Genomic DNA, 18,865 nt, shown 5'->3' with positions numbered 1-18,865 from the left:
GGTCCGGGCCGGGTGCCTCGCGTTTGTGGTGTCTCCGCCGGGGTTACGAGCTGAGGGCGTTCCGCAGGCCGGACATGTCCAGCTTCTCCGTCTCGTCGTGCGCGGTGAGGTCGATGACCTCACCCGCCGGAGCGGGGTGCGGGGCCGGGTGGGGACGGCCGGTGTGCTGCTGGTGCTCGGCGAGGGCTTCGTCGCCGACGACGTCCGCGAGGTCCGCCCGCTGGGCGGCGGCGATCGCCGCCTCGCCGTCGTCCGCCGCGACCGTGTCGTCGGGGCGCTGTCCGGGGGCCGGGGCGCCGGTGTTCGCGCCGAAGAAGTCGAACCCGCCCTCGGGCCTGCGCACGGTCGCGCCGGGGGCGCGGCGGGGGCCGTACGGGACGATCGCACCGGGCCCGGCGGGCGCGGGGGCGTTTGCCGGGGCGGCGGGGAGGGCGCGGGCGGCGGGGCCGGCCGGAAGTGCGGGCGCGGGGGCTGCCGGTGCCTGGGCCGGGGCCTGTGCCGTACGGGGGCCGGTGGCCGCAGTGGTACGGGGAGCTGCCTGCGGGGCGGCGGGGGCGTCCGGCTTCGCGGGGGTACGGCTGCCACCGCCGTCGCCGTCGCCGTCCGGGGTGCCGTCGGGCCGCGGGCCGGGCACCGGGCCCGCGGCGGCCTCGGCCGCACTCTCGGCCCGGTCCGGTCCCGGCTTCCCGCCGGACCCGCTGTCGGACGGGCCGTCGGCCGGGGCGACTGCGCCAGGAGCGGTGTTCGCCGTGGTGTCGGGAGTGCCGTTCGCCGGGGAGTCACCGCTGCCTGCCGGGGCCTTCCCGACGCCCGCGGGGGCGTGCGCGCCGGGCCCGGGGCCCGCCGGGTTGCCGCCGGTACCGGTCCGGTCCTTCGCCCCCGGCCCGGCGGCCGGCTCCAGCGCGGGCTTTCCGGCCGGACGGGCCGTCGCCCCGGCCGCGCGCCGCCCCTGGGCCTCGGCGTTGCGGGTGAGGGCCTCCAGCGCCTTCGCCGCGCGCAGATACGTTGCGGCGGTGGGGCTCGCGCCCGTCGCCGCGAGCTCCTTCGGGTCCTGGGGCGCCGTGGCCTCGACCGCGAGCTTGCGGCGGCCTTCCAGGGCGCTCGCCCGGCCCGTCTCCGCGGCGGCATAGCGGCGCAGCAGCTCGGCGTGTTCGTTACGGAGCTTGGCCAGCTCGACCCGCTTGGCACGGAGCTTGGTCTCCAGCTTGGCCCGCAGCTCGCGGGCCTCTTCGACCTCGGACTCCAGCTCCGCCACCCGCTCCTCGTGCTGCCAGGCGTCGTTGGCCCGGCCCCGGGTGACCTCGGCCACCCGGCGGCCCGCGGACCGGTCCCAGCGGCGCATCAGCACCGCACCGCTGACGGCGGCCGCGGCGGCCACCGCGGCCAGGGACCGCAACAGCACCGGATCGGTGAGCAGCCATGCGCCGGCGGCACTCAGCACCGACGCTCCGGCCACCGCCGACGGCGGCAGCAGCCTGTGCAGGGGAGGGGAATGGCGGTGGCGTCCACGGGGCATGGCCCGAAATTTACCGTGCGTTGAGCGGGAATGGCATGGCGGGTCGGCAAATATCGCGCGGCTAAGCCCGGATCGCCGTCCTCGGCGCCCTCCGATTCACCGGACGGGCAACTCCGTGTAGGGCGAACTCGGCCATGAGCGGGATGTTCTGCCGCTTCTTCACCTTCTCTCCACGGCGCTTAGGGAACCGCCTTGCGCGTTACGGCGGGGATAGCCGGGACGGATGGGGCCGACGATGTTCCGGCCGGACCGGGCGGCCCCGCGGACAGCACCCCGAGCTGCACCCCCGGACTACCGCGCGAACAGCACCCGCGAACAGCACCCCGGACCGCCCTGCGGACAGCGCCCCCGGACGGCGCCTCCGGACAGCCGCGCGGACGGCGCCCCCGAAGGACCCGGGCCGCGGCCGCGGGGCGGCACCCCGCCGGCCGCCGGTCCGGGGGGCGGCGCCCGGAGCGCGCCGCCCGCCGGAGCCGCCCGCCCGGGGTCGTCCCCCCGGGTACTGCTTCAGCGCCGTCCCGCCGGCACTACTTCAGCAGCGACTTCGACCGGAGGTACTCCTTCGCCACGTCCTCCGGCTTGGCCCGCTCGGCGTCCACCTTGCGGTTCAGTCCGGTGAGGTCGGCGGTGGTGAGCACCTTGGTCAGCCGGTCGAGGGCGGCGGCTATCTCCGGGTCGCCCGCGTCCTTCGCGTTCACCACCGGGAGGACGTTGTCGGCGTTCTGGAGCTTCTTGTCGTCGTCGAGGAAGACCAGACCGTCCATCACCGCGTCGGTGGTCGTGGTGAGCACCAGCTGCGCCGCGCCGTCCTTCACCGCCTGCTTGGACTGCGGGGTGCCGACACCCTTGGGGTCGATCCCCGAGACGTCGATGCCGTACGTCTTCTTCAGGCCGGGCGCGCAAAACGGCCGTACCGCGCACTCGTCGCCCGCCGCGATCCGCACCTTCAGCTTGGCCCGGCCCAGATCGGAGAGCGTCTTCAGGCTGTTCTTCTCCGCGAACTCCTCGCTGACGGCGAAGGCGTTCTGGTCGACCGCGCCGCCCGCGGGGAGGACCTTCAGCCCGCGCGGTCCGGCCAGCTCGGTGAGGGCGGCGACGGTGGCCGTCACATCGCCGGACGCGACCGGCTTCTCCTCCGGCGCCTTCGGACCGTTCACCTTCGCGTTCAGGAATTCCGCGAGCGTCGCCGCATATTCCGGAACGATGTCGATCTCGCCTCTCTCCAGCGCCGGTTCGTACAGCTCGCGGTTCTTCACCGTGGTGACGGACGTCTTATAGCCGTTATCCGCGAGGAGTTGTGCATACAGTTCGGCGAGGATCTTGGACTCGGTGAAGGACGCGGCCCCGACGACCAGGGAGCCCTTTCCGTCCGATCCGCCTCCCGCCCCGTTCTTCGACTTCTCCAGGCTGTCACCGTCGCCGCAGGCGGCGAGGGAGCCCGCGAGGGCGACGGCGGTCAGTGCGGCAGCGGCGGCGCGCAGCGGCCGGGACGGCCGGAAGCTCAGGGACATGACTGTTTCTCCGTTCGGAAGGCTGCGGCCCCGCGGGGCGTACAGCCGGGATCTGTCCGGCGGACAGCCGGGGCTGGTCCGGCGGGGACGGTGCCGGGCACACCGGTCCGGCACGGGATACGGGGACGCCTCATGCACCGGCCCCGGAAGGCACCGGACGGGCCTCTCCGCGCCGGGCCCTGCGGCGTGCGGCCCCGGGGCCCGCCAGCCGGTCCACCGCGATCAGCACCGCCTCCACCACCAGCGCCAGCAGTGCCGCGAGCAGCGCCCCGGCCACCACCTGGGGGGTGTTGTAGGTGGCGAATCCGGCGGTGATGATCCGGCCGAGACCGCCCTGGCCGACCATCGACGCGATGGTGGCCGTGGCGACGACCTGGACGGACGCCGAACGGATCCCGGTCATCAGCAGGGGGTAGGCCAGCGGCAGTTCGACCCGGCGGAACACCTGCCAGCCCGACATGCCCATACCGCGCGCGGCCTCCACCACGGACCGGTCGACCTCCCGCATCCCGACATGGGCGTTGGTCAGCAGCGGCGGCACGGCGAACAGCACCAGGGCGATGACCGTCGGCAGATAGCCCTCGCTGCGCAGCGGGGTGAGCATCAGCAGCGCGAGGACGGCGAACACCGGGATCGCCCGGCCCGCGTTGGAGATGTTCACCGCGAGGGCGCCGCCCCGGCCGATATGGCCCAGCCAGAAGGCGAGCGGCAGGGCGATCGCGGCGGCCACCGCCAGGGCGGCTCCGCTCACGTACGCATGCTCGCCCAGCCGGTTCCAGACACCGCTCTCCCCCGACCAGTTGGACCCGGTGGCCAGCCAGGTCCAGGCATCGGCCAGCACCCCCATCAGGCCCCCTCCCCCGCCGCCGGTATCCGGGGCATCGGAAGGCGGCGGCTCCGGCCTGCCGCCTTCGGCACCCGGGTCCAGGGCGTCAGCAGCCGCTGCGCCCCGAGCAGCAGCAGATCGGCGGCGACCGCCAGCAGTACACAGATCACCGAGGCGGTGAGCACCTGGGCCTTGAAGGTGGTCTGCACGCCCTCGTCGATGAGATTGCCCAGACCGCCCTTGCCGACCAGCGCGCCGACGGTGGTCAGCGCGATCGTCGACACCGCGGCTATCCGGAGGCCGGCCATCAGGGCGGGCAGCGCCAGGGGCAGTTCCACTTCGCGGAACAGCCGCCAGGTCCCGTAACCCATACCGCGGGCGGCCTCCCGCACCTCGGCGGGCACCGCGTCGAGTCCGGCCATGATGTTCCGCACCAGGATGGTCAGGGAGTACAGCACCAGGCCGGTGACGACCAGCGCCGCGGAGAGCCCGAAGACGGGCAGCAGCAGTGAGAACATCGCCAGCGACGGAATCGTGTACAGCAGGGTCGTCAGACCCAGGACCGGGCCCGCGAATCCGGGCCTGGAACGGGCGAGCAGGGCCAGCGGAAAGGCGACGAACAGACCGATCAGCACCGAGACGACCGTGATCCACACATGCTGGACCGTCGCCTCGGTCAGCTCTTCGCTCCGGGTGCGGAGATACTCCCCGCAGACCCAGTCATTGGCCGTCAGGCAGTTCTGCCGCGCGGCCGCGCCGATGCTCATATCCCCCATCTCCCCCGCGCCGGCGAACATATGTCCGCCGCCTGGAAAGACCCTAACTCCCGCCACCGACAATCGCCCCGGGGTGCCATGCGACGGCAACATGGGCTTCACACACCACCCGCCACAATGGGGAACCATGATCCGTTTCGAGCACGTCACCAAGCGGTATCCGGACGGCACGACGGCCGTCGACGATCTGTCGTTCGAGGTGAACGAGGGCGAACTGATCACGCTCGTCGGCCCGTCCGGCTGCGGCAAGACCACCACCATGAAGATGGTCAACCGGCTCATCGAGCCCAGCAGCGGGCGCATCCTCCTCGACGGCGAGGACATATCCACGGTCGACCCGGTGCAGTTGCGGCGCCGGATCGGCTACGTCATCCAGCAGGTCGGGCTCTTCCCGCACCGTACGGTCCTCGACAACACCGCGACCGTCCCGCACCTCTTGAACTGGCCCCGGAAGAAGGCCCGCGCGCGGGCCGCCGAACTCCTCGACCTGGTCGGCCTGGACCCGGCCGTCCACGGCGACCGCTACCCCGACCAGCTCTCGGGCGGTCAGCGCCAGCGCGTCGGGGTGGCCAGGGCGCTCGCCGCGGACCCGCCGGTGCTGCTGATGGACGAACCGTTCGGCGCGGTCGACCCGGTGGTCCGCGAACACCTCCAGAACGAGTTCCTCCGCCTCCAGCAGCGGATGCGCAAGACCGTCCTGTTCGTCACCCACGACATCGAGGAGGCGGTCCGCCTCGGCGACCGGATCGCCGTCTACGGCCAGGGCCGGATCGAGCAGTTCGACGCGCCCGCCGCCGTTCTGGGCGCCCCCGCCACCCCGTACGTCGCCGATTTCGTCGGTGCGGACCGCGGGCTGAAGCGGCTCTCGGTCACCCCCATCGAGGAGGGCGATCTGGAGCAGCCGCCGGTGGTCCACCTCGACGACCCCCTCCCCCGCGATCTGGGCGCCCGCTGGGCCGTCGTCCTCGACGGACAGGACAACCTCCACGGCTGGATAGCCGCGGAACACGCCCGGCAGCCGGGCGCGTCGGGCACCGGCGGGCCCGGCACCGTACGCGAGCACGCCCGCCGGATGGACGCCTGGCTGCCGCTGGGCGCCTCCCTGAAGCAGGCGTTCGCCACGATGCTCCAGCACGACGCGGGGTGGATAGCGGTGATCGACAAGGAGGAGAAGGGACGATTCCTCGGGGTGCTCACCCCGGCGCGGCTGCACGAGGCGCTGCGGCGGTCCATCGACGCGGACGAGCGGGCCGTCCCCCGTACCGAGGTCGCCCTCGAATCGGTCGAGAGCCTCCCGGACCGGGCCTAGAAGGACGGCGGTACGGCCCCGGGCCCGGGGCCGGGGCCGGGGCCGTACCGGCGCCCGGGGTCGCCCGGGAGCGGTCACCCCGCCGTCAGCCGGCCGCTCAGCCACTCCAGCGCCGGGGGGATCTCCCGCCGCCAGGTCGTGAAGTTGTGCCCGCCGCTGTCCAGGGTGATCGACGACACCCGGGCGGGCGCCTTCACCTTCTCAATGAACCGGAGCGTGTCCTTCAGATTGGACTCGCCCTTCTTGGAGGTGGCGACCAGGAAGGACGTCTTCCCCTGCGGCTTGTTGTCGAGGCTCCACAGCAGGTTCGCGTGGTTCCGCAGCTCCTGCCTGCCATGGAAGAGGTCACCGGTCGTGGCATCCTCGGCGGCCTTGTAGTACGCGGACAGTCCGGCCCCGGCCGCGAACCGGTCCGGATGGTGGAGTGCGATCTTCAGGGCGCAGTATCCGCCGGTGGAATTGCCGATGACGCCCCAGTTCGCGGGCCCGGTACCGACCCGGTAGGCCCCGGAGACCGCGGCGGGCAGATCGGACGCGAAGAACGTCTCGGTCCGCGGGCCGCCCGGGACGTCCACGCATTCGGTGTCCCGGGGCGGTGCCACGGTCGGCCGCAGCATCACCAGGACCATCGGCTGCATCCGGCCCTTCGCCGCCAGCTCATGGGCGGTCCGCGGATACTTCAGCCCTTTGACCAGGTTCTCCGCGGTGCCCGGGTAGCCGGTGAGGACGATCGCCGCCGGGAAGCGCTTCTTCGCGTACCCGGGCTGGAAGTACTCGGGCGGCAGATAGACGTACGCCGGACTCCTGATGCCCGACCTCTCGCCCTCCACCGCGACCTTCTGGATCTGGCCGCCCTGCTCGGGCCGCCCGCCGCCCGGGACGTCGAGCGACCGGACCCCCAACACCTTGACCCTCTTGCCGCCCGCCGCATGGTCGACGACGACCCCCAGGTCCTGTTCCCGGCCGAAGAGGTCCGCCCAGGAGCCGTAGAAGAGGAACGCGTTGTTCGCCGCCAGGCCGACGGAGGCGAAGACGGCCACCTGGGCGGCGAGGAAGAGGCCGATCCGGCCGGTCAGCGCCCGCAGGCCGGGGCCCGCGAGGCGCGGCCACTGCCAGATCGTCACCGCGAACAGCAGCACGGCCGCCGTGACCGCCAGGGCCAGGACGGGGGTACTGGTCAGCCCCATGAACTCGGCCTTCCTTGTCCGGGCCCCGGAAACCGGGACCTGTCGATAACCGGGACCTGTCGATCCGATCAGAAATCCCCTTCCGGGAAGGAACCCGGCCAGAAGGACTTCCGTCCTACAGAGCGCACATCGCCCGTGCCGTCCGACCAGCGGCCCCCGGGCACAGCAACCTCTCGCGGAACACGAGACGCACCGGAGCACAGCACTGCCATGTCCAACCCCCTAGATGGTGACAAATCATCATTGGTTCCCCAGCGGCGGACCCGATCGGCGGTACGGAGGGGCACCGGGGCCGGGAAGCGGCCGGGACCACCGGACGGACGGCGGCCAGGAGCACCGGACGGACGGCGGCCCGGAGCACCGGACGGACGGCGGACCGGAGCACCGGACGGGCGGCGGCCCGGGACAAGGGGCGGACAACAGCTCGGACCACCGGGCGGACGCCGGCGCGGAGAACGAAGAAGGAACGGAAACGGATGATGAGGGAACGAATACAGCGGGCCACGACCGGTGTCCGGCGGATCCTGCGCGGCCCCCGCCCCGAATCCGTACCCGCCCTCGTCGGAACCGCCTGCACCCTCGTCGGCCTGATCGATATCGCCTCCGGGGTCCTCCCCCGCTTCCGGCACAGCTCCGCCCACGCCCTCGTCGAGGTCCTCCCCGGCGCGACCGGCCCCTTCGCCGCCGCGCTCTCCCTCTCCGTCGGCGTCCTGCTGCTGCTCCTCGCCCACGGCCTCAAACGGCACAAGCGGCGGGCCTGGCGGGCCGCGGTGGTCCTGCTGCCGCTCGGCGCATTCGTCCAGTTCGCCTACCGGCAGTCCGTCATCGGCACGGTCGTCTCCCTGGCGGTGCTGGCCCTGCTGCTGCTCCACCGGGGCCAGTTCTCCGCCCTGCCCGACCCCCGCAGCCGCTGGAAGGCGCTGGCCAACTTCGTCCTGATGGGCGGCGGCTCACTGGGCCTCGGACTGGTCGTCGTCAGCACCCACTCCGGCCGCGAGATCGGCAGCCCCGGCCTGGCCGACCGGCTGGAGCACACCCTCTACGGCCTCTTCGGCTTCGAGGGCCCCATCGCCTATACCGGCGACGACTCCTGGACCGTCGGCTACTCCCTGGGCGCGCTCGGCCTGCTGACCGCCGTCACCACCATCTACTTCGCCTTCCGGCCCGAACACCCGACGGCCCGGCTCACCGACGACGAGGAACGCCGGCTCCGCGAGCTGCTCGCCCAGCACGGCGGCCGCGACTCCCTCGGCCACTTCGCGCTCCGCCGGGACAAGAGCGTCGTCTTCTCGCCCAGCGGCAAAGCCGCGGTCTGCTACCGCGTGGTGTCCGGGGTGATGCTCGCCAGCGGCGACCCCATCGGCGACGTCGAGGCCTGGCCGGGCGCGATCGAACGCTTCATGGACGAGGCGAAGGCCCACTCGTGGACGCCCGCCGTGATGGGCTGCTCCGAGACCGGCGGCCAGGTCTGGACCCGGGAAACCGGCCTCGACGCCCTGGAGCTGGGGGACGAGGCGGTGGTGGACGTCGCGGATTTCTCCCTCGGCGGCCGCGCGATGCGCAATGTGCGCCAGATGGTGAAACGGATCGAACGCAACGGCTACACCACCCGCGTCCGCCGCGCCCGTGACCTGTCCGCCGCGGAGCTGGCACAGGTCCGGCGGGCGGCCGAGGACTGGCGCGGTACGGAGACGGAGCGCGGCTTCTCCATGGCGCTCGGGCGGATCGGCGACCCGGCGGACGGCGACGCGGTGATCGCCACCGCCCACAAGGACGGCCCGGACTCCCCGTACGGCGATCTGAAGGCGATCATCCACTTCGTTCCGTGGGGTACGGACGGGATGTCGCTGGAGCTGATGCGGCGCGACCGCTCCGCCGACCCCGGTATGAACGAGCTGCTGATCGTGGCCGCCCTCCAAGCCGCGCCGGGGCTCTCGGTGGCCCGGGTCTCCCTCAATTTCGCCATGTTCCGCTCGGCGCTCGCCCGCGGTGAGAAGATCGGCGCGGGGCCGGTGCTGCGGCTGTGGCGGGGGCTGCTGGTGTTTCTGTCGCGCTGGTTCCAGATCGAGTCGCTGTACAAGTTCAACGCCAAGTTCCGGCCCCGGTGGGAGCCGCGGTTCGTGGTCTTCCGCAAGAGCGGCGACCTGCCGCGGATCGGGTTCGCGGCGATGCAGGCGGAAGGTTTCGTCCCGCCCGGTCCGCCCCGCCCGTTCTCGGCCCGCCGGCCGCCGCGGCCCGAGCGGCCCTGCACCCATGTGATCCCGGTCGCCGCCCGTGCCGCGTCCGGGGTGGGCCGGGCGGCCTGAACCGTACGCAGGCCGGGTGGGCCCGGACCGCACCCCGCGTGATCCACCGGCGCACGGCCTACGCTGGCCCCATGAGTACGTTGCGCGGATTGCCGGAGTGGGACCGCTGTGCGGTCATGGGCGTGGTGAACGTCACCCCGGACTCCTTCTCCGACGGCGGGCGCTGGTTCGACACCACCGCCGCCGTCAAACGGGGCATAGACCTCGTCGCGGACGGTGCCGACCTGGTGGACGTCGGCGGCGAGTCCACCCGGCCCGGCGCCAGCCGGGTCGACGAGGAGGAGGAGCTGCGGCGGGTGGTCCCCGTCGTGCGCGGGCTGGCCGCGGAGGGCGTCACGGTCTCCGTCGACACCATGCGGGCGAGCGTCGCCGACCGTGCCGTCGCCGCCGGTGCCGTCCTCGTCAACGATGTCAGCGGCGGCCTCGCCGACCCGGGGATGGTCCCGGCGGTCGCCGCCGCGGGTGTTCCCTTCGTCGTCATGCACTGGCGGGGCTTCAGCCACGACATGAACAGCAGGGCCGTCTACACGGACGTGGTCACCGAGGTCGTCGGAGAGCTGCGGACCCGGATGGAGGCGGTCGTCGACGGCGGGATCCCGCCGGAGCTGATCGTCATCGACCCCGGTCTCGGCTTCGCCAAGGAGGCCGCGCACGATCTCGCGCTGGTCGCCCGGCTCGACGCCCTGAAGGAACTGGGCCGCCCGCTGCTGGTCGCCGCGTCCCGGAAACGATTCCTCGGCAGCGTACTGGCCGGGGACACCCGGAACGGACTGCCGCCGCGGGCCCGGGAGCGGGACGCCGCCACGGCCGCGGTCTCCGCGATCGCCGCGTACGAAGGGGCCTGGGCGGTCCGGGTCCACGAGGTGCGGGCCACGGCCGACGCGGTTCGGATCGCCCGCGCCGTCGGGGCCGCCCGGTGAGCCCCGAGGAGACCCGGGATCCCCGGACCGCCGAGGTCGAGGCCGCGAACGCCGCCTTCTACGAGACCCTGGAGCGCGGCGACGACGCCGCCATGGACGACCTGTGGCTCCTCGACGACGGGGTGTCGTGCGTCCATCCGGGCTGGCCGGTGCTGTCGGGGCGGGGCGAGGTGCTCCGCTCGTACGCGCTGATCATGGCGCACACGGAGTACATCCAGTTCTTCCTCACCGATGTCCGGGCCCAGGTCGCCGGGGACACCGCGGTCGTGACCTGCACCGAGAACATCCTCAGCGGCGGGCCGGCGGAATCGGCCGGAGAGCTGGGGCCGCTGGTCGGCCAGCACGCCGTCGCCACGAACGTGTTCCGCCGCACCCCCGAAGGCTGGCGTCTCTGGTCGCACCACGGGTCGCCGGTGCTGATGGAGGAGACCGCCGACGACGCGGGCCCGGCGCCGGACGACGACGAGGCCGCGGGCCGCTGAACCCCCCGGGGGCGAATGCTGTCAGTGGGCGCAGGTAGATTCGAATCGGGCGAAGGCACCCGCGGTACGCGGCTCGCCGGCCGGCCACCACAGCAGAAGTAAGACGACAGCAGCAGAACAGACGGCTTGACGACTTGACGACAGCAGGAGTGATTCGCGTGGATCGTGTCGCGCTGCGCGGCCTCAAGGCCCGCGGGCACCACGGCGTCTTCCCCCGGGAGCGCGAGGAGGGCCAGACCTTCATCGTCGACCTGGAACTGGGACTGGACACCCGGCCCGCGGCCGCCGACGACGATCTCACCAAGACCGTCCACTACGGGGTCGTGGCCGAGGAAGTCGTCGCGATCGTCGAGGGCGATCCGGTGGACCTCATCGAGACCCTCGCCGAGCGGATCGCCCGGGCCTGTCTGAAGTACGACGGCGTCGAGGAGGTGGAGGTCGTCGTGCACAAACCGGACGCGCCGATCACCGTGCCCTTCGACGATGTCACGATCACGATCAGGCGGAGCAGGGTATGAGCGACCCCACGGTGCAGCCGGTCCCCGCGTCCGTCGTCGAGCAGGTCGACGCGGCGGACACCACCCTGTCCAACCCCCGCCGGGCGGTCATCGCCCTCGGCGGCAACCTGGGCAACCGGCTGGAGAACCTCCAGGGCGCGGTCGACGCGCTGGAGGACACGCCCGGCGTCCGGGTCAAGGCGGTCTCCCCGGTCTACGAGACGGAGCCGTGGGGCGTCGACCCCGGCTCCCAGCCGGCCTACTTCAACGCGGTCGTCGTGGTCCGCACCACCCTCCCGCCGAAGTCCCTGCTGGAGCGGGGCCAGGCCATCGAGGAGGCGTACGACCGGGTGCGCGACGAGCGGTGGGGCCCGCGCACCATCGACGTCGACATCGTGGCGTACGCGGACGTGGTCTCGGACGACCCCGTACTCACCCTGCCGCACCCCCGGGCCCATGAGCGCGCCTTCGTGCTCGCCCCGTGGCACGACGTCGAACCCGCCGCCGAACTGCCGGGCCGGGGCGCGGTCGACGCGCTGCTGGCCGCGGTGGGCCGGGAAGGCGTCACCGTCCGTGCCGATCTGGAACTACGGCTGCCCGAGTAGTCGTTAGGCTCGGTGCAGACATACGGAGGACGGAAGGACGTGGGCGCCCGGTGAAGCAGCTACACCTCGGGGTGCTGGCCGGGCTCTTCGCCGTGGCGGGGGTGCTCTCCTGGGCGGCGGCCCGGCTCTGGGACTCCCTGGGCACCCTGCCCGCGGTCCCGCTGGCCGCGCCGATCGTGCTGGCCGTGATCGCCGCGGTCCTCACCGCGACGGCCCTCTCCCTGCGCTCCCGCCTCAAGGCCCAGCGCGAGCGGCGGCCCGGCGCGAAGGGCGTCGAACCGCTGATGGCCGCGCGGGCGCTGGTCTTCGGCCAGGCCAGCGCGCTGGTCGCCGCGCTCATCAGCGGGATGTACGGAGGCGTGGGCGTCTTCCTCCTCGCCTCCCTGGACGTCCCGGCCCGCCGCGACCAGGCGATCTACGCGGGCGCGTCGGTCCTCGCCGGTGCTGCGGTGGTGGCGGCGGCGCTGTTCCTGGAGCGGGTCTGCAAACTCCCGGACGACCCGGAGGGCGGCACCCACCCGAAGGGCCACGCCCCGGCGTAACGCCTCCCTCTGAGGGGCCTGGCCCTTCGGGTGGGCACCGGTTTCGGGGTGGTCGTGGTCGTCACGAACGTTCCACTTCGGACATGAGCAGCCGCAGGGTCAGTGAGTGTTTTTCCGGTGGCAGTTCATGGAGTGCTGCCCATGCGTAGTCCGTGCCCCCGGCCTGATCGCCGGCCCGGGCCAGCATGAGACCACGGTGGATTTCGAGATGCGTGGCGAACCGCGGCAGCGTGACGGGTAGCTCTTGGCGGGCCGCTTCCTGGGCTTCCACCGCCGTGTTCTCGTCTCCCAGGCGGGCGGCGAGCAGCGAGACGAACACGTTCATACGCCACCAGGGCACAGCGTAGTCAGAGGTCTGCTCATACGATCCGGCGGCATCGAACACGCGGCGGCCTTGCTCCATGAGCTTCCGCGCTGTTGCGTGGTCGCCTCGGATCGCTGAGGCATGGGCCTTGCCCATGATGGCGTTCAGAAGCCCCAGAGAGGGCCTGTCGCTGATCGCCATGGCCTGATCGGCAAGTACGTCGGCGACCCCGAGTGACGCCCCCTCGTAGCCCAACGCGATGGCTGCACGGCCCCGGACCCATACCCGTGCCTGTTCGTCGCCTGATTCGTCAGCGGCTCTGGCTGCCATGCGGTACCAGCCCACGGCCCTGGATCCGTCGGAACCGGGGAAAGTCTTGGCATAGAGCGTCATCAGCCTTGCCGCGACAGACCAGAGCTGTGGGGTGTCGAGTTGCTGTTGCACCACCACCAGCTCACCCGACACCCGCCGCTGGATGTCGGAAGCCCCAAGGCTCATGTACTCCGTTCCGTACGTCGCCAGCTTGGCCTCCCAGTCGTCCCCTGTCGGCCCTTTGGCGAGTCGGGCCGCGAATCCCGCGCTGAGCAGGTCGGAGGCCACTATGGGCGCTATGGCGGTGGCCGCAACATCACTGAGTAAGGTACGGCGCTTCACTTCACCCTCAAGTACGGCTAGGGGTACCTCCAGGACGGCCGAGAGGCACCGGAGGTAGTAGGGTCCGGGCGTCACCTTGGAACGCTCCCAGCGGCTGACGTACTCCCGATCAAGGTTCGCCGCGAAAGCGCCGTTGATCTCAGACGCCAGTCGTCCCTGTGACCAGCCGCGAGCCTTGCGCAGATCCCTGATGAGTTCCCCGATGGCCATAGGCCCATCCTGCCCCTGCCGCAGCCCTTTGACGGACGTGTGAGGGCGACCGAGGACTACTTGCCCCCACAGATGCCCCTACGCGGCCCCTGTCGACACGTCGAAGGTAGGGGCACCGGAGAGGGTACGGCCGCGGGCGCTGAAGCAAACCAGCGCAGCAGCAGGGAGTTCTATGAAGATCATCGACCGGCGGGCAGCAGTGGTGGAGGCAGTGTGGACGACCGTGCAGATCATCGCCGCCGTCATCATGATCGTCCTCGCCGTCCTCGGGCAACCGTGACTGCCCCGGAGGAGGAGGCCTCCCGTGTCTGCGGGGAAGAGCTGATGGTGTGCGAAGAGATACGGGAACTGGTGATCCCGTGCTTCCCGAGTGAGGACCCTGCACGGTTCAAGGCACGGATCCAGTGTCCGCTCGGCACTCGTCACAGCGGCCGACACACCGGCCTGGTGTGGGAACTGGTGAAACCGGACCGAGGGCACGTCTGGCTGACGTGGTGGCGCGTCGGCAGTGGCTTCGAGTGGGGTATGCACGCCCGTCCGCGCTGCCCCAACTGCCCCGGCAGAGGAACCGACTGCGGTCTGTACGAGGGCCACGACCCGGGGCACTCGTACGAACCGATCGACGAACAGGCCTCTTTCCTCGCAGCCGCAGGCGCGGCCTACTTTCTCGGCCGAAACGGCCCCAAGGACCAGTAGCAACCCGGACACCGGATCGCCACATGCAATCCGGCCGCCCGCCCCAGGAGGAACGGCACCGCCTGGAGAACACACCCCGTGAGACGGGCCACAAGCCTTGTCCGGCAGCACGGGAGCCGGGCGGGTTGCAAGGCGGCAGCGGGGACCGACTCTCCGCAGCACTGAAGAAGGGGTAGAGCATGACCGCCACACCCGAGTTCGAGTTCCGCGCATCGAGTGCGTGCACTTACAACAACAGCAATCCCCGCTGTGTCGAGGTTGCCACCAACGTTTCCGGCGTTGTAGCAGTCCGCAACAGCAAGACCGGGGACGCGGTGGCCTTCACCGCCGTGGAATGGACCGACTTCCTGACCGGTGCCAAGCTGGGAGAGTTCGACCTGTCGGCGTAGGAGTGTCCATGCAGGAGTGCCCGCGTTGCGGTGGCGCGTCAGCAAGCGACCCTGAGCACACCCGAACGCGATGTTGCCTCTCCTGCTGGCTCATGTGGACGCTGCCGCAGAAACCCACCTGCACGGGGGCCCTGCCACGACTCACGACCGGACTCCGCGTCCTGCGAGAGTCACGGAACATGAACCGCTGACAGCAGTCCCACTGCCCCGTCCGTCATCGTCGTCCGACCGTGGCGGACGGGGTTCCGCGTCGCAGGATGCCGCCCCCGGGCCAGACCTAGACGTCACCCTGCAGGAGCTTCACCACAACCCGCGCCCCGGCGGCGGTGGTCGAACAGTCGAAGCGGTCACCGCATCGGCCCACGCAATCAAGTCAGCCGGGTTCGTCGTTCACGACGACCTGTGGACCGTGAACGGCGAGAATGCCGCGCAGTGCGATTCCGACTGCGGTCGCCCGTACGGCCGGCACTGACCAACCGCCGGAGTAGTGTCCGGCCCTCCGCGGCGGAGCCGATCCGGGAGTGCGCGGACCGGCTCCGCCTGCTGAAAGGACGTACGTGACATCTCCCGTTCCCCATGAGATCCCGAGCCACGTAGCCACGATGCTGGAGCCGACAGGGGCCACTCTGGTTCTCCATCGGCGGGGCTCCACCGTGTGGCGGGTCCGGACTCCTCGGGCTCAGTACGCGGTAAAACTCGGCTACCCCATCGAAGCCTCCCCCGAGTGGGCTGCCGCGACCTGGACGGCACTGGCCCCCGCGCGCGAGGGCGTGATCCTGCGAGACCTCGGCTCGACCAGGACGATCTACGGGCAGTGGGAGCACGGCACGTGGAACGCGCAGCCATGGCACTCGGGGACCGACTTGCATCAGCTCTGGGCACCGCACCGAACCCGCGAGGGGGTGTCCCGACCGCCCCTTGCCGGTGCTCTCGCGGGTGCCCGGGCTCTTGCCGATCTGCATGACTTGGGGGTTGCGCACGGCGATGTCCAACCCGCGCACATCCTTGTCACGGCCGAGCCGGCCAGTGCGGTCCTCATTGACCTTGCCCTGGCGCGTGGTGTGGAAGTCCCGCAGGGTTTCGACTTCCCGTACCAGGGTTGTCTCGTTCACTACGAAGCGCCGGAGATCTCCCGCAGCGTACTGAGCGAGGGGGAGACAGTGCCTACGCGGGAGGCCGACGTCTACGGGTTCGGCGCGTCGCTGTTCATGGCTGCGACCGGGTGGCGCCACGTCGAATATCCCGATGACGGATCGCGCGCGGACCAGCGCAAAGCGATCGTGGACGGCGCCCACCGACCCGTGAACGTAGGGGGCGTTCTCGGACGACTCATCGACGACATGCTGGAGTACGACCCGCGCAACCGCCCGACGATGCGGGAAATCCACAAGACGTTGCTGGCTGAAGCCGCGTAGGCATCCCGTCGGCCCATGTACTGGTCCGCTGAAGGCGGACGGTGCTACGCGTCGCCCCGGCCGTCACCCTCGGACGAGTCGGTCACATACGTGCCCCGCCCCGGAACCGTGTAGACGAGGCCCGCTTCCCGGAGAACGCCGAGCGCGCTCCGCGCCGTGTTCCGCGCGACTCCGTACCGCTCGGTGAGTTCCTTCTCGGACGGCAAAGGGCTGCCCGGAGCCAAGTCACCTCGCGCGATCTCGGCGGTCAAGTCGGCAGCGATCTGCCGATAAGGGGGCTCCGGAGCCCGGGGGTCGATTTCACGCGCTGCCATACCGCAGAGCGTAGCCACCACCCTGGACCGTCACCCGACTAGACAGAGCTGAACAGGCCTAGACGGACCTATACAGGTTGGTCTAGCGTCACACATGAAAACGCCCCGAGGGACCGCTTAGGACCGGTCCGCTCGGGGCTCCGCCGATCAGCTGTATAGGAGCTGAACCGACATGCGCGACTCTATCGCCCGTGCCTTCGCATGGGTGCTGCATCTCTGCTTACCCGCTCGCGGCCGGCACCGAGCCCCCGAGCCGCCCGACCCGGTCGTCATCTGCGCACCCCGCGCCCCCGTACCGGTGCATGTCCTCGCCCGGACCCTGCCCGCACCCGACCCGTTCCGCATCCCGCCCTATATGGACCCGGGCCATGTCGAACGGCGGCGCGAGGCATGGAAGCAACGAGAACGCCGCCTGGCCATCGCCCTGGCCCTCGCGGGTGTCGACTATCCGTACGTCGCCGAAGGCGTCCATCAGGTCACGAGGGGGGTGGCCGCATGACCCGCGACGCCCTCGTGAACGACACCCCGGAACCACTCACCGCCTGGTGCGTACACTGCGGACGCCGGACGTCCGCCCCTGTTGAAGTCGGGGTCATGGAGCACGGCAGCAGCGCCCCACTGGTCCAGTACGCATGCCCCGAGGACGCGGTGAGGTACGGCGCCGGACCCTCCCCGGCCGACGAGATCCGCTAAGTCTCGGTAGCAGGCAGCCCCGTTCGGCCAGGCGCCGGACGGGGCCGCTTCTGCTTCTGATCTGCCGGACCCGCCGCACGGGAGGCGAGCAGCGGCGCACGGCGCCGAGGACGCGGGGACCGCCGGGCCGGCCTGGCCCACCCCCGGGAAAACCCCTGTGACCACGGGGACCCGGTGCCTAGCATGATCCGCTATGGCTTTCACCAACGTGCACATAGTCGAGCAGGCCCTGGAGCGGATCGGCGCGGGCTATGTCTTTCCCGAGAAGACCGCCGCCATCGAGGACATGATCCGGAGCCGTCTCGCGGCCGGCGCCTACGAGGAGCTGGACGGTCCCGCACTCTGCGAAGCAGTGACGGAAGATCTCCAAGGCGCCTGTCCGGACAAGCATCTGCGGCTGCTCTGGACCGAGGAGCCGCGGTCGCTGAAGCCCGTGGACGACGACGGAGGGGACGCCGCCTTCCGCGCGCTGCTCCGGGCGGAGGGGCAGGGGATCCGCCGCGTCGAGCGGCTGGAGGGGAACATCGGGCTTATCGAGCTGCGGCGGATCGCGACCGCCGTCGAAGGCGCGAGGGCGATCGGCGCGGCCATGGAGCTGGTCGCGGGCACCTCCGCGCTGGTGCTGGACCTGCGGGCCTGCCGCGGCGGGTCCCCGGAAGGGGCGGCGATGTGGTGCAGCTACTTCTTCCCTGACGATCAGGTGCATCTGAACGATATCTACGACCGGTGTACGGACACGACCCGCCAGCTCTGGACGGCCGGGCACCTTCCCGCACCGCGCTACCTGGACCGCCCGGTGCACGTACTCACCGGCGAGGCCACGTTCTCCGCGGCCGAGGACATCGCCTACACCCTCCAGGCCCACGGCCGGGCCGTCGTCGTCGGCGCGACCACCCGGGGCGGCGCCCACCCCACGGACCGCCACCCGATCACCGAGCACATCCTCGTGACGGTACCGACGGCACGGACCATCAGCACCGTCACGGGCACCAACTGGGAGGGGGTGGGGGTCGCTCCGGACGTTCCCGTCCCGGCGGCCCAAGCCCTCGAAGAAGTGCTCAAGACCGCCCTGGGCTGAGCACCAGCGATCTAGCGGGCCATGATGAGGCTCATCGCCTCCGCGCGGGTCGCCGGGGTGCGGAGCTGGCCGCGGACCGCGGAGGTGATCGTCTTCGCGCCGGGCTTGCGGACGCCCCGCATCGTCATGCACATGTGCTCGCACTCGATGACCACGATCACGCCCCTCGGTTCGAGGATCTCCATCAGGGAGTCCGCGATCTGGGTGGTCAGGCGCTCCTGGACCTGGGGGCGGCGGGCGAAGACGTCGACCAGGCGGGCCAGCTTCGACAGGCCGGTGATCTTGCCGTCGGTGGACGGGATGTACCCGACATGGGCCACGCCCACGAACGGCACCAGGTGGTGCTCGCAGGAACTCATCACCTCGATGTCCTTGACCAGGACCATCTCGTCGTGACCCAGGTCGAAGGTGGTGGTGAGAACGTCCTCCGGGCGCTGCCAGAGCCCGGCGAATATCTCGCGGTACGCGCGGGCCACCCGCGCCGGGGTCTCCAGCAGGCCCTCCCGGTCGGGGTCCTCACCAACCGCGATGAGCAGCTCGCGGATCGCGTTCTCGGCCCGCTTCTCGTCGAACTCGCCGATCGGATGCGCGTCGCCGTTCAGCGTCACCGGGTCGGTCATCAGTGCCTCGTTCCT

At 71.3% G+C, this 18,865-nt stretch carries 20 protein-coding genes; 12 read left to right on the top strand and 8 right to left on the bottom strand.

Features of this window, described 5'->3' with window-relative positions; genetic code table 11:
- Positions 1–43 precede the first annotated feature (43 nt).
- The 4 genes from ACIQ9E_RS10605 to ACIQ9E_RS10590 all read right to left on the bottom strand — a co-directional run bounded on the left by ACIQ9E_RS10605 (position 44) and on the right by ACIQ9E_RS10590 (position 4,620).
- Positions 44–1,516: a coiled-coil domain-containing protein gene (locus ACIQ9E_RS10605; RefSeq protein WP_403705049.1), complete on the bottom strand. Its 1,473-nt coding sequence runs from the start codon at positions 1,514–1,516 to the stop codon at positions 44–46.
- Between the two features lie 527 nt (positions 1,517–2,043).
- Positions 2,044–3,027 (bottom strand): ABC transporter substrate-binding protein, encoded by a 984-nt coding sequence (locus tag ACIQ9E_RS10600; RefSeq protein WP_403705046.1) that lies wholly within the window; start codon positions 3,025–3,027, stop codon positions 2,044–2,046.
- Positions 3,028–3,157: 130 nt separating this feature from the next.
- Positions 3,158–3,874: an ABC transporter permease gene (locus tag ACIQ9E_RS10595; RefSeq protein ID WP_403705043.1), complete on the bottom strand. Its 717-nt coding sequence runs from the start codon at positions 3,872–3,874 to the stop codon at positions 3,158–3,160.
- Positions 3,874–4,620 carry an ABC transporter permease gene (locus ACIQ9E_RS10590; protein WP_403705041.1) on the bottom strand — a complete coding sequence of 249 codons (747 nt, stop codon included), beginning with the start codon at positions 4,618–4,620 and terminating at the stop codon, positions 3,874–3,876. Before ACIQ9E_RS10590 ends, ACIQ9E_RS10595 begins: the two co-directional genes overlap by 1 nt.
- A 136-nt stretch (positions 4,621–4,756) precedes the next feature.
- Here ACIQ9E_RS10590 and ACIQ9E_RS10585 point away from each other — a divergent pair, with 136 nt between their 5' ends.
- Positions 4,757–5,938 (top strand): ABC transporter ATP-binding protein, encoded by a 1,182-nt coding sequence (locus ACIQ9E_RS10585; protein WP_403705038.1) that lies wholly within the window; start codon positions 4,757–4,759, stop codon positions 5,936–5,938.
- 74 nt (positions 5,939–6,012) lie between these two features.
- Here the strand turns inward: ACIQ9E_RS10585 and ACIQ9E_RS10580 are convergent, their stop codons facing one another.
- A complete protein-coding gene (locus ACIQ9E_RS10580) occupies positions 6,013–7,125 on the bottom strand; it encodes an alpha/beta hydrolase (RefSeq protein ID WP_403705035.1) in 1,113 nt (370 codons plus the stop codon).
- Positions 7,126–7,601: 476 nt separating this feature from the next.
- Between ACIQ9E_RS10580 and ACIQ9E_RS10575 the strand changes: the two genes are divergently transcribed.
- From ACIQ9E_RS10575 to ACIQ9E_RS10550, 6 genes are all read left to right on the top strand, one after another.
- A complete protein-coding gene (locus tag ACIQ9E_RS10575) occupies positions 7,602–9,431 on the top strand; it encodes a phosphatidylglycerol lysyltransferase domain-containing protein (RefSeq protein WP_403705032.1) in 1,830 nt (609 codons plus the stop codon).
- A 71-nt stretch (positions 9,432–9,502) separates the two neighbouring features.
- Positions 9,503–10,351, top strand: coding sequence for a dihydropteroate synthase (gene folP, locus ACIQ9E_RS10570; protein ID WP_403705029.1), 849 nt, complete (start codon positions 9,503–9,505; stop codon positions 10,349–10,351).
- On the top strand, positions 10,348–10,833 hold the full coding sequence (locus ACIQ9E_RS10565) for a nuclear transport factor 2 family protein (RefSeq protein ID WP_403705026.1): 486 nt from the start codon (positions 10,348–10,350) through the stop codon (positions 10,831–10,833). The genes folP and ACIQ9E_RS10565 overlap by 4 nt, the downstream gene beginning before the upstream one ends.
- Positions 10,834–10,991: 158 nt before the next feature.
- Positions 10,992–11,351, top strand: a complete 360-nt coding sequence (gene folB / locus ACIQ9E_RS10560) for a dihydroneopterin aldolase (RefSeq protein WP_403705024.1) — start codon at positions 10,992–10,994, stop codon at positions 11,349–11,351.
- Entirely contained in the window at positions 11,348–11,935 is a 588-nt protein-coding gene (gene folK, locus ACIQ9E_RS10555) for a 2-amino-4-hydroxy-6-hydroxymethyldihydropteridine diphosphokinase (protein WP_403705021.1), read from the top strand. Before folB ends, folK begins: the two co-directional genes overlap by 4 nt.
- Before the next feature lie 50 nt (positions 11,936–11,985).
- Positions 11,986–12,477, top strand: a complete 492-nt coding sequence (locus ACIQ9E_RS10550; RefSeq protein WP_403705019.1) for a DUF3180 domain-containing protein — start codon at positions 11,986–11,988, stop codon at positions 12,475–12,477.
- 61 nt (positions 12,478–12,538) lie between these two features.
- Here the strand turns inward: ACIQ9E_RS10550 and ACIQ9E_RS10545 are convergent, their stop codons facing one another.
- Complete coding sequence (locus tag ACIQ9E_RS10545; RefSeq protein WP_403705016.1) at positions 12,539–13,645, bottom strand: helix-turn-helix domain-containing protein; 1,107 nt, start codon at positions 13,643–13,645, stop codon at positions 12,539–12,541.
- Between the two features lie 276 nt (positions 13,646–13,921).
- Between ACIQ9E_RS10545 and ACIQ9E_RS10540 the strand changes: the two genes are divergently transcribed.
- The 3 genes from ACIQ9E_RS10540 (at position 13,922) to ACIQ9E_RS10530 (ending at position 16,145) form a co-directional block, all read left to right on the top strand.
- On the top strand, positions 13,922–14,341 hold the full coding sequence (locus tag ACIQ9E_RS10540) for a hypothetical protein (RefSeq protein WP_403705014.1): 420 nt from the start codon (positions 13,922–13,924) through the stop codon (positions 14,339–14,341).
- Between the two features lie 179 nt (positions 14,342–14,520).
- Entirely contained in the window at positions 14,521–14,730 is a 210-nt protein-coding gene (locus ACIQ9E_RS10535) for a DUF397 domain-containing protein (RefSeq protein ID WP_403705011.1), read from the top strand.
- A gap of 602 nt (positions 14,731–15,332) precedes the next feature.
- Positions 15,333–16,145 carry a lipopolysaccharide kinase InaA family protein gene (locus ACIQ9E_RS10530; RefSeq protein WP_403705008.1) on the top strand — a complete coding sequence of 271 codons (813 nt, stop codon included), beginning with the start codon at positions 15,333–15,335 and terminating at the stop codon, positions 16,143–16,145.
- A 44-nt stretch (positions 16,146–16,189) separates the two neighbouring features.
- On the opposite strand, the gene ACIQ9E_RS10525 is transcribed toward ACIQ9E_RS10530, so the two are convergent.
- Positions 16,190–16,459 carry a GntR family transcriptional regulator gene (locus tag ACIQ9E_RS10525; RefSeq protein ID WP_403705006.1) on the bottom strand — a complete coding sequence of 90 codons (270 nt, stop codon included), beginning with the start codon at positions 16,457–16,459 and terminating at the stop codon, positions 16,190–16,192.
- 172 nt (positions 16,460–16,631) lie between these two features.
- Here ACIQ9E_RS10525 and ACIQ9E_RS10520 point away from each other — a divergent pair, with 172 nt between their 5' ends.
- Positions 16,632–16,958, top strand: a complete 327-nt coding sequence (locus tag ACIQ9E_RS10520; protein ID WP_403705004.1) for a hypothetical protein — start codon at positions 16,632–16,634, stop codon at positions 16,956–16,958.
- Positions 16,959–17,345: 387 nt separating this feature from the next.
- Positions 17,346–18,230: a S41 family peptidase gene (locus ACIQ9E_RS10515; protein ID WP_403705001.1), complete on the top strand. Its 885-nt coding sequence runs from the start codon at positions 17,346–17,348 to the stop codon at positions 18,228–18,230.
- A gap of 11 nt (positions 18,231–18,241) precedes the next feature.
- Here ACIQ9E_RS10515 and folE read toward each other — a convergent pair whose 3' ends face one another.
- On the bottom strand, positions 18,242–18,850 hold the full coding sequence (gene folE, locus ACIQ9E_RS10510; protein ID WP_403704998.1) for a GTP cyclohydrolase I FolE: 609 nt from the start codon (positions 18,848–18,850) through the stop codon (positions 18,242–18,244).
- Positions 18,851–18,865 lie beyond the last annotated feature (15 nt).

This window comes from Streptomyces sp. NPDC094448 (genome assembly GCF_044763775.1).
Lineage (GTDB): Bacteria > Actinomycetota > Actinomycetes > Streptomycetales > Streptomycetaceae > Streptomyces.
Note: the sequence above shows the minus strand (reverse complement) of the source record. Positions and strands in the feature narration are given on the sequence as shown.